This is a genomic window from Shewanella nanhaiensis (genome assembly GCF_019457885.1).
Classification (GTDB): Bacteria; Pseudomonadota; Gammaproteobacteria; order Enterobacterales; family Shewanellaceae; genus Shewanella; species Shewanella nanhaiensis.
Window position 1 is genome coordinate 322,442 of the sequence record NZ_JAHZST010000006.1, and the last position, 9,527, is coordinate 331,968.

The window sequence follows — 9,527 nt, forward strand, 5'->3', positions numbered from 1 at the left end:
AGAGGAATTAAATGGGTAAGATTAATGAAATTAAACCATTTTTTAAGTTTTCTAGGCTTAGCTTTACTGCTAGTGTCATTTTCACTGGCAAGTGTGCTCTACTACCTTGTTTATCTACCAGCGATTGAATCTGAGGTACGTTCTCAACAGGAGAGGGAGTTACTCGCTGTTCAGACGGGAATTAAGTTTGCGCAACGCAACTTAGATGTGCTGTGTTATGACTACTCTGTGTGGGATGAGATGGTTGGCTTTGTTGCTGTGAGAGACGAAGCTTTTAGTCGGTCAAATTTAAGCAGTAATGCATTTGAAGCTGCGAATATTGATGGTGCATATTTATTTAACACCGATGGAGATCTGCTATGGCACTATAGTAGCAGTGAAAAGTTACTTCCCAATACCTTACCTAAAAATAATAAAACTTGGATAGGCTCTGTGTTACCTGATCTTAAGGCCATTGAGAAAGCTGTGCCTACAACCCGAAATGGGTTAATACATCTTGGACAAAGTGTTGTCTACTTTAGTAATACCTCTGTTTTACCCTCCGATGAAGAGGGGGAAGTGGTGGGAAGCCTTATGATGGTTAGAGCAATTAATAGTGAGTTAACAGAGGAGATACAGCAGCTTAGTTTAGTTAATTTTAGTCTGGATATGCTTGATCCGACCAAAGAGTATGATGGTATAGAAACCTTTGATGCTGTTCCCTCTATCGACTCGTTAGCCCGACAGCATATGTGGTTACTTAATGATGTGTTTGGTATTCCCGCTTTGAAAATCTCCGTTACCCATGACAAAAGCTTGTCTCCATCTCTTTTTACCCCAGAATCAGCTGTGTTATTTTTTACCCTTGTGCTTGTTTCATTGGGCACGATTATCCCTATCTCTATTATGATCTTAAAGCCGCTTCGCTCCGCCAATAAGGTGTTAAAGAAGATGATTGATAGCGGGAAATTGATAAAGATGAAAACCGGTTGGCATATTGACGAGATAGTGAAGCTTTCCCTTTCATTTAACCAAGTTGTTGAGAAGTTAGAGCGGCATCAAAACTACCTTGAATCCTTATCTTATAAGGATCCTTTGACCGGAGTGGCAAATCGTCGCAGTTTAGAGGTGTTTGCTCAGAGGGCTCATGAACAATGGTCTGAAGGGAAAGGGCTGATAGGTTTCTTGATGGTAGATATTGATAACTTTAAAGCTTACAACGATACCCAGGGGCATTTAGCTGGAGATAAGGCGATTTTGACCATTGCGCAAACTCTACTTCTGGAGTGTCGAAGAAGAGGTGAGTTATTAACTCGCTATGGTGGAGAGGAGTTTTGTGTGGTGATCCATGGAGATAACATTGCTCAGATGGAGCTGTTATCAAAAAGAATGTTAAAGCAGGTGTGGGAGCTAAATCTCTATCATCCAGAAGCTTCTCACGGTAAAAGAGTGACAGTGAGTATTGGAGGCGTGTTATATGAGAGATATTCCCCCTCATTTTCCGATATGACTTGGGAGATGATGATAGGTCAAGCAGATGCACAACTTTATGAAGCAAAGATGTCTGGGCGAAATCAGATTAAGCTTGAGTATGCTAAAGAGCAGCAACTAAAGTTAGTAAAATAGAGAGTGAAAAATAAAAGTTGGGATTAGTAAAAATAAGGAAGATATTTGGTTCGTAGTATTAATCAAGGAATGATTAAAGAGAAAATTGGTGCCCGAACCCGGAATCGAACCAGGGACACGAGGATTTTCAATCCTCTGCTCTACCGACTGAGCTATTCGGGCAACGGGGTGCATTAAAAGGCTTTTGCGCTTTTGAGTCAACAAGTTTTTTGAATAATTCGTTATTTCTCTATCAAGTGAACATCTTTCGCGCTATCTGGTGTGAAATGATACAGTTTTAGGCCGAAAACAAAAAAGCTCCGAAAACGGAGCTTTTAAACTTAGTCGCCAAACTTAATGAGATTTTTAGTTTGAAAGTGCTGAATTATTTGGGAAGTTTGCCTTCATCACCGACAATACATTCTCTTTTAGCTTAGCTTGTCCAAGTTCACCGTAGGCGATAGACATTATCTCTAACGCACGCTCTGTTGACGGAGTACCTGGGAAAGTTTCCATGACCGACTGTGCTCGAGTCGCTGCAGCACTCCAAGCGTTCATTTTAATATAGTATTCAGCCACGTTGATTGAGTATTTCGCCAAACGGTTTTTCAGCTGCTGCATACGTTTAGCCGCATCGGGCGCATATTTACTGTTTGGGTATGACTTAATTAAGCGATCAAAATCTTTAAATGCATCCTGAGCCACTTTAGGATCTCTATCAGTTCGGTCAATATTGAGCATATCGTGGAACATATAGTTATCTGACTGCATATTAACTAGGCCACGCATATAGTAGACATAGTCGATATTTTTGTGTGTTGGGTTGAGTCTGATAAAGCGATCTATATTAGCGATACCCGAAGCAGGGTCATCTAGCTTATAATAGGCGTAGATAAGATCGAGTTGTACTTGAGTTTTATGTGGACCGAACGGATAACGAGAGTCTAATGCCTCTAATGAGCGCACTGCTTTACTGTAGTTACCTAGCTCCATAGAGGTTCTTGCTTGTGAATACAGTACATCAGGAGAGGATTTGCTAGTCTTCAACTGATCTTCTTGATTACTACTACAGGCTGTTATTGCCAGTGAAAACAGGCCTATTACCGCACCTTTAACAAATGTATGCATACTTAAATTCGATTCTTTTAAAGTTATAGTTAGGAATTTTTTCATTTCAAGATAAAATAGAAACAATTCGATTGTAACAGATTATACACTTTTTATGACCCCGAAAAGCGGGGACGGTTCCTATGACACTAGAGATTAATCTAAAAAGCGAGATAACAGCAACACAAACAGGCCAAAGATTAGACCAAACTTTGGCTGAATTGTATCCTGATTACTCCCGTACACGCATCAAAGAGTGGATCCAAGCTGGTTGGGTTTACATTGATGGCGTTGTTTCAACAAAACCTAGAGAAAAAGTGCTTGAAGGGCAAGAGATTGCCATTGAAGCGACACTTAAGGAAGAGACCGCGGCTAAAGCGCAAGCGATAGATTTGGACATTGTTTATGAAGATGACCATATTATTGTTATCAATAAGCAAGCGGGACTGGTTGTTCACCCTGGCGCGGGTAACCAAGATGGTACCTTGATGAACGCTTTGCTTCATCATTGTCCAGGAATAGAGCTGGTGCCTCGTGCGGGTATTGTTCACCGTTTGGATAAAGATACGACAGGTTTGATGGTTGTTGCTAAAACTGTTGAGGCTCAGACTCATCTGGTTTCTGCGTTGCAAGCTCGTGAGATCACTCGTGAATATGAAGCGGTTGTTTTAGGAACCTTGATCTCAGGTGGTACTGTGGATGAGCCTATCGACCGTCACCCAACTAAGCGTACTCACATGGCAGTCGTACATAACGGTAAGCCTGCGATGACACACTACCGAGTTGCTGAGAAATTCAGAGCTCATACTCGTTTGAGACTACGTCTTGAGTCTGGCCGTACTCACCAAATTCGTGTGCATATGTCTCATATTGGACATACCTTAGTGGGAGATCCTGTTTATGGTGGTCGTCCTCGTCCTCCTAAAGGTGTGACGCCCGAGTTTTTTGAAACTTACATGGGCTTTAAACGTCAAGCTCTGCATGCGATTAGACTTGAGCTAGCGCATCCATATACCTTTGAAATTATGAGTTGGCAGGCACCTGTTCCTGAAGATATGGTTACCCTGACAAGAGCGCTAAGAAAAGACACTGAAGATAATCCTGTGGCTGTTTAAATGTGCTCTACTTTATTTCTCATTAAGATTATGAATAAGTAACACTTATTTATGATTGATAAAAATGTGATTAAAGATAGAGGCTGGCATATCCCAGCTAACGTTAATATCGCTTTCACTACTCGTAAAGGTGGTGTGAGCCGTGCTCCCTATGCAAGCTTGAATTTGGGCTTGCATGTGGGGGATGTCAGTGAGGATGTGCTAGTAAATCGAGCGCTCGTTCAAGAGCGCTTACAGCTTCCTGTTTTACCCGCCTGGTTAAATCAAATTCACAGTACTCATATCGTTAATGCTGACAATCGCTCAGTACAAGATGCCGATGGGAGCTATAGCTGCTCTCGCTCTCAAGTGTGCGTGGTGATGACCGCTGACTGTTTACCTGTGCTTTTGTGTGATAAATCCGGTACTCAAGTTGCAGCAGTGCACGCAGGTTGGAAAGGTCTGTGTAATGGTATTATTGAAGCTGCGTTGGAAAAATTTGATTGCCAAAACGATGAGCTTATCGCTTATCTTGGCCCCGCTATAGGGCCACAGCAGTTTGAGGTTGGGGCTGAAGTGAGAGCGCTTTTTCTTTCCCAGCATAAAGAAGCGGACCCATTTTTTATTAAGAAGAGATCCGCTATTTCAGAGCATCTAACAGATCCTCATGGTGAGGATAAATACTTAGCGGATCTGCTGGGCCTTGCCAAGTTACGTTTAACCTTGGCTGGAGTAAGTGATATCTACCTGTCTGACATCTGCACTTTTAATCATCCTGACTATTTCTCCTATCGCAAAGAGCAGATCACGGGGCGAATGGCTTCATATATCTGGCTGACTTAGTACAAGGAACTTCCACATAGAAAGATCCACTACACCTTGAAAAATACTTAAAAACCCCCATCTTTTAGTTAATCAGGTATGTTTCATTTGTTTGTGGAGGCTATATGCGACTCGATCGTATGACCAATAAATTTCAAACGGCAATTTCCGATGCGCAATCTCTCGCGCTAGGTCGTGATCATCAGTTTATTGAACCCATTCATCTTATGATGGCCTTACTTAATCAAGATAATGGCTCTATTCACCCATTATTAACTCAGGCTGGCATTAATGTTAGTTCGCTGAGATCTTTGGTTAGTCAAGAGTTGGAACGTTTACCAAAGGTGGAGGGAACCGGAGGAGATATTCAGCTATCACAATCTCTGATCCGTCTGTTGAACCTATGCGACAAACTCTCTCAGAAACGCAAAGATAAATATATCTCCAGTGAGTTGTTTATACTCGCCGCCCTTGAAGGTAACGACACGCTTGCTCAAAGCTTAAAAAAATCCGGTGCAACGAAAGAGTTGATGGAAGAAACGATAAAACAGGTACGTGCCGGAAAGAATATCGACGATCCTAATGCGGAAGATCAAAGGCAAGCACTTAAAAAGTTTACCGTCGATCTGACAGAGCGTGCGGAGCAGGGGAAACTCGATCCTGTTATTGGGCGTGATGATGAGATCCGCCGTACAATTCAGGTGTTACAGCGTAGAAGTAAAAACAATCCTGTATTAATTGGTGAGCCTGGTGTGGGGAAAACCGCCATTGTTGAGGGGTTAGCTCAGCGGATCATTAATGGTGAAGTACCCGAAGGGATAAAAAACAAGCGTGTGTTGTCATTAGACATGGGCTCGTTAGTTGCTGGGGCTAAATATCGTGGTGAATTTGAGGAAAGATTAAAAGCGGTTCTCAATGAGTTGTCTCAAGAGGAGGGACAAGTGATCCTCTTTATCGATGAGCTGCATACTATGGTCGGCGCAGGTAAAGGTGATGGTGCTATGGATGCGGGCAATATGCTTAAACCTGCATTAGCACGTGGTGACCTTCACTGTGTGGGCGCAACGACCTTAGATGAGTATCGTCAATATATTGAAAAAGATGCGGCACTTGAAAGACGCTTTCAAAAAGTTTTGGTCGAAGAGCCGAGCGTTGAAGATACTGTGGCCATTTTACGTGGTCTAAAAGAGCGTTATGAGCTTCATCACCATGTTGAGATCACTGATCCTGCGATTGTTGCTGCTGCTAGCATGTCGAATCGTTATGTTTCTGATAGGAAACTACCGGATAAAGCAATAGATCTTATCGATGAAGCTGCATCGAGTATCCGAATTCAGATCGACTCTAAACCAGAGCCGCTGGATAAATTGGAGCGTCGTGCCATTCAGCTTAAGCTAGAGGAGCAAGCACTTACAAAAGAAGCTGATGAAGCTAGCCTGCGTCGCCTGCTGACTATACGAAAAGAGCTAAGAGAAGTTGAAATTAAGGCTTCTGAGCTAAATGAGGTGTGGCGAACTGAGAAGGCCGCATTGGCTGGGACTCAACATATTAAGTCGGATCTGGAGCAGGCGAGGTTGGATCTCGATGTTGCTCGCAGAGCCAGTGATCTGACTCGTATGTCTGAGTTACAGTATGGTCGCATTCCTGAGTTAGAGAAGCAGCTAGACTTAGCATCTCAAGCTGAGATGCAAGAGATGACCTTACTTAGAAATAAAGTCACGGATGTGGAGATCGCTGAAGTACTATCTCGCGCCACTGGTATACCTGTTTCTAAGATGCTTGAAGGTGAGCGAGAAAAGCTTCTGCATATGGAGGATGCTCTGCATACCCAAGTGATAGGCCAGAATGAAGCTGTGGATGCGGTCTCGAATGCGATTAGACGTAGTCGAGCTGGTCTATCAGATCCCGATCGTCCAATTGGTTCATTTCTGTTTTTAGGCCCAACAGGGGTGGGGAAAACTGAGCTGTGTAAGTCACTGGCTAAGTTTCTCTTCGATACCGAATCAGCATTAGTGCGTATCGATATGTCAGAGTTTATGGAAAAACATTCTGTTGCGCGTCTGCTTGGGGCACCTCCAGGATATGTGGGCTATGAAGAGGGGGGCTACCTAACCGAAGCTGTAAGACGCAAACCTTACTCAGTGATCTTACTTGATGAAGTTGAGAAGGCGCACCCAGATGTATTTAATATCTTGCTGCAGGTACTTGATGATGGTCGCTTAACCGATGGCCAAGGTAGAACCGTAGATTTTAGAAATACAGTTGTGATCATGACCTCGAACCTAGGCTCGGATATCATTCAGGAGCGCTTTTCGACTCTATCCTATGATGAGATGAAGTCAGAGGTGATGAATGTTGTTGTCCATAGCTTCAGACCTGAGTTTCTGAATCGAGTTGATGAGACTGTAGTGTTTCATCCTTTGGGCGAAAAGCATATTGAACATATTGCTTCAATCCAAATTGAATCTTTGATGCGACGTCTTGCGGAAAAAGATTACGAGCTAGATATCAGTGATGAAGCGCTTTCCTTTATTGCTAGAGCTGGGTTTGACCCTGTCTATGGTGCGCGGCCGTTAAAACGTGCCTTACAGCAAGAGGTGGAGAACCCGTTAGCTCAGAAGATACTAAGCGGTAGCTTAGTGCCGGGTAAACCCATTATCGTTGAGAATGAAGAGGGGGAACTAATATTTAAGCAGTAAGTTAGCCTTCTAACTATTAATTCTTTGAACATTAAACAGGCTCTTAGGAGCCTGTTTTGTTAAGTGAGGAGGGGTTATTTTTTACAAAAGAGCTTTATACGCTCCTTTTGAGTGCTTATCTGCTCCTGTCTATCCTCCTCTCTCATTGAAACCATCTCTCCAGTTTTTTCATCTTTGCTCTTTAATCGAGAGTGTGAAGTTAGGATGTTTAAATTCTGCTTAGCATTTTCGCAAATAGCTGCCGCTTGCTCAGAGCTTTGCTTCCTTATTGCTTCAGCATTTTTCTCATCTTCAGTTTGTACTGCAGCAGAACTTTCTCTGACTTTTGGCTGAATGAAGCCTATTGGTTTCTGCTCTATATCTTCACTGTAGAGTTTACTTGAATCTGTATCTGTATTTTCAGGTGGTTGTTGGCTGTAATGAGTGACACCATCTTTATCTACCCATTTGTGGATCACTGTCGCGGATACAGTAAAGGTAAGTGTTAATGATAAAGAGAGCAAAATGAGTTTTGTGAACATGAGCATTATCAGTAAACCTATATTAAAAGTAATAAGATTAGTCCGTTAACCATAAGTATAGATATGCAAACGAAATATAAGTGACACCTTTGATGTTAGCTTAAAATAATTCCAAAGCTTGTAAAGAGGGAGTGAGATCCCTTGCTAATATCTATACTAATGTATGGTAAGTTTTTCATACAAGATACTAGTGGCTTTATTTTATGCAAAAATTAAATAAAGAGGTGGTGAGAAAAAAAGGGATCTACCTTTTACCAAATCTCTTTACCACCGCTGGACTATTTTCTGGCTTCTATGCGGTTATCGCTTCAATGAATGGTTTCTTTGAACTGGCTTCAATTGCGATTTTTGTGGCCATGTTATGGGATGGCCTTGATGGAAGGGTCGCAAGAATGACCAATACTCAAAGTGACTTTGGTGCAGAGTATGACAGTATGTCTGATATGGTCTCTTTCGGTGTGGCGCCAGCTCTACTCGCATATAACTGGGGACTTTTCGAGTTAGGGAAAATAGGCTGGCTTGCTGCATTTATTTTTTGTGCAGGCGCGGCTTTGCGATTGGCTAGATTCAATACCCAAGTTGGTGTTGAAGATAAAAAGTATTTTCAAGGCCTAGCAAGTCCTGGTGCAGCTGCCGTTATCGCTGGAAGCGTATGGCTTGGTAGTGAGAATGGCATAAAGGGAGATGAGATAAGCTGGTTGGTAGCTTTGCTCACTTCACTTTTAGGTTTATTGATGGTGAGTAACTTTCGATATTATTCATTTAAAGATGTTAACTGGCGAGGAAAGGTTAACTTTTTGACAATACTGCTAATGGTTGGTGTGTTTGTACTTATCTCTATTGAGCCTGCTTTTATTCTTTGTCTTATCTTTTATCTTTATGCTTTATCTGGACCCATTGTCACCATCCACAGCATACGTAGGCTAAAAAGGAGTGTTAGTATGGCCGGTAAAAGTGACGAAAAAGACAATGGTCCATCAGCGTAAAGTAAAACGTTTAAGTACCTAAGCTGGTCTACCTCTGTATTCATTACTCGGCTGATCTCTAGCCATAGTTCCAATATTATTCAATAATAAAACAGAGTAAATAGCCACTTTCGCCTGTTTTACGCCCATAAAGCTTTAAAACTGCTCGAATAAACATTTTTTAGCGAAAAGCCCTTGCGTAAATGTTTTCACTCCCTATAATGCGCTCCCACTGACACGGTAAACAGCATCGCCAAGCGATAGATGAAAGCGTGTTAAGGCATCAAGTTAAGCAAGTTTAAAACTTCTTAAAATAAACACTTGACGTCGAGCAAGGAAAGCGTAGAATACGCATCCCTAGCCCAAAGCGGCGAACGTTCTTTAACAAGTTGAAACAAGAAATCTGTGTGGGCACTCACAGGTGTTGAGTTATTCGAAATTGTCTTCTGTTCTTCGGAATGTCGGCAATCAAAATATTACTCAATGAATGAGTGTTCATAAGTTGGAGTGATAGCTTCAACAATTTATGTACAGTTTGATATCACTTTTTAAAGTGATAAACAAAGTATTCGTTGAGCCGTTCTTCATTCTTAATCGGATGAGAACACAAAACTTTAATTGAAGAGTTTGATCATGGCTCAGATTGAACGCTGGCGGCAGGCCTAACACATGCAAGTCGAGCGGAAACAGGAGAGTAGCTTGCTACTTTCGCTGTCGAGCGGCGGACGGGTGAGT

At 42.2% G+C, this 9,527-nt stretch carries 7 protein-coding genes, 1 tRNA gene and 1 rRNA gene; 6 read left to right on the plus strand and 3 right to left on the minus strand.

The window, feature by feature from the left end; translation table 11 throughout:
- Positions 1-24: 24 nt before the first annotated feature.
- The gene (locus K0625_RS11145; protein WP_220109751.1) at positions 25-1,605 is read left to right on the plus strand and encodes a sensor domain-containing diguanylate cyclase; all 1,581 of its coding nucleotides are present in this window, start codon (positions 25-27) and stop codon (positions 1,603-1,605) included.
- Positions 1,606-1,691: 86 nt separating this feature from the next.
- On the opposite strand, the gene K0625_RS11150 is transcribed toward K0625_RS11145, so the two are convergent.
- Positions 1,692-1,767: transfer RNA gene (locus tag K0625_RS11150), tRNA-Phe, on the minus strand.
- Positions 1,768-1,950: 183 nt separating this feature from the next.
- Entirely contained in the window at positions 1,951-2,712 is a 762-nt protein-coding gene (locus tag K0625_RS11155; protein WP_220109752.1) for an outer membrane protein assembly factor BamD, read from the minus strand.
- A 122-nt stretch (positions 2,713-2,834) separates the two neighbouring features.
- On the opposite strand from K0625_RS11155, the gene rluD reads away from it, so the two are divergent.
- From rluD to clpB, 3 genes are all read left to right on the plus strand, one after another.
- Positions 2,835-3,806, plus strand: coding sequence for a 23S rRNA pseudouridine(1911/1915/1917) synthase RluD (rluD, locus tag K0625_RS11160; RefSeq protein ID WP_220109753.1), 972 nt, complete (start codon positions 2,835-2,837; stop codon positions 3,804-3,806).
- 51 nt (positions 3,807-3,857) lie between these two features.
- A complete protein-coding gene (gene pgeF / locus K0625_RS11165) occupies positions 3,858-4,628 on the plus strand; it encodes a peptidoglycan editing factor PgeF (protein WP_220109754.1) in 771 nt (256 codons plus the stop codon).
- Between the two features lie 104 nt (positions 4,629-4,732).
- A complete protein-coding gene (clpB, locus tag K0625_RS11170; protein WP_220109755.1) occupies positions 4,733-7,306 on the plus strand; it encodes an ATP-dependent chaperone ClpB in 2,574 nt (857 codons plus the stop codon).
- Between the two features lie 74 nt (positions 7,307-7,380).
- On the opposite strand, the gene K0625_RS11175 is transcribed toward clpB, so the two are convergent.
- Complete coding sequence (locus tag K0625_RS11175) at positions 7,381-7,833, minus strand: DUF4124 domain-containing protein (protein WP_220109756.1); 453 nt, start codon at positions 7,831-7,833, stop codon at positions 7,381-7,383.
- A 197-nt stretch (positions 7,834-8,030) separates the two neighbouring features.
- On the opposite strand from K0625_RS11175, the gene pssA reads away from it, so the two are divergent.
- Both pssA and K0625_RS11185 read left to right on the plus strand, forming a co-directional pair.
- Complete coding sequence (pssA, locus tag K0625_RS11180) at positions 8,031-8,813, plus strand: CDP-diacylglycerol--serine O-phosphatidyltransferase (RefSeq protein ID WP_220109757.1); 783 nt, start codon at positions 8,031-8,033, stop codon at positions 8,811-8,813.
- A 594-nt stretch (positions 8,814-9,407) separates the two neighbouring features.
- A 16S ribosomal RNA gene (locus tag K0625_RS11185) occupies positions 9,408-9,527 on the plus strand; the annotation flags it as partial.

Excerpts from the sequence above, each read along its gene's own strand:
- K0625_RS11145 (WP_220109751.1), top strand. The coding sequence starts at position 25 with ATGAAATTAAACCATTTTTTAAGTTTTCTAGGCTTAGCTTTACTGCTA.
- K0625_RS11155 (WP_220109752.1), bottom strand. The coding sequence starts at position 2,712 with ATGCATACATTTGTTAAAGGTGCGGTAATAGGCCTGTTTTCACTGGCA.
- rluD (WP_220109753.1), top strand. The coding sequence starts at position 2,835 with ATGACACTAGAGATTAATCTAAAAAGCGAGATAACAGCAACACAAACA.
- pgeF (WP_220109754.1), top strand. The coding sequence starts at position 3,858 with ATGATTGATAAAAATGTGATTAAAGATAGAGGCTGGCATATCCCAGCT.
- clpB (WP_220109755.1), top strand. The coding sequence starts at position 4,733 with ATGCGACTCGATCGTATGACCAATAAATTTCAAACGGCAATTTCCGAT.
- K0625_RS11175 (WP_220109756.1), bottom strand. The coding sequence starts at position 7,833 with ATGCTCATGTTCACAAAACTCATTTTGCTCTCTTTATCATTAACACTT.
- pssA (WP_220109757.1), top strand. The coding sequence starts at position 8,031 with ATGCAAAAATTAAATAAAGAGGTGGTGAGAAAAAAAGGGATCTACCTT.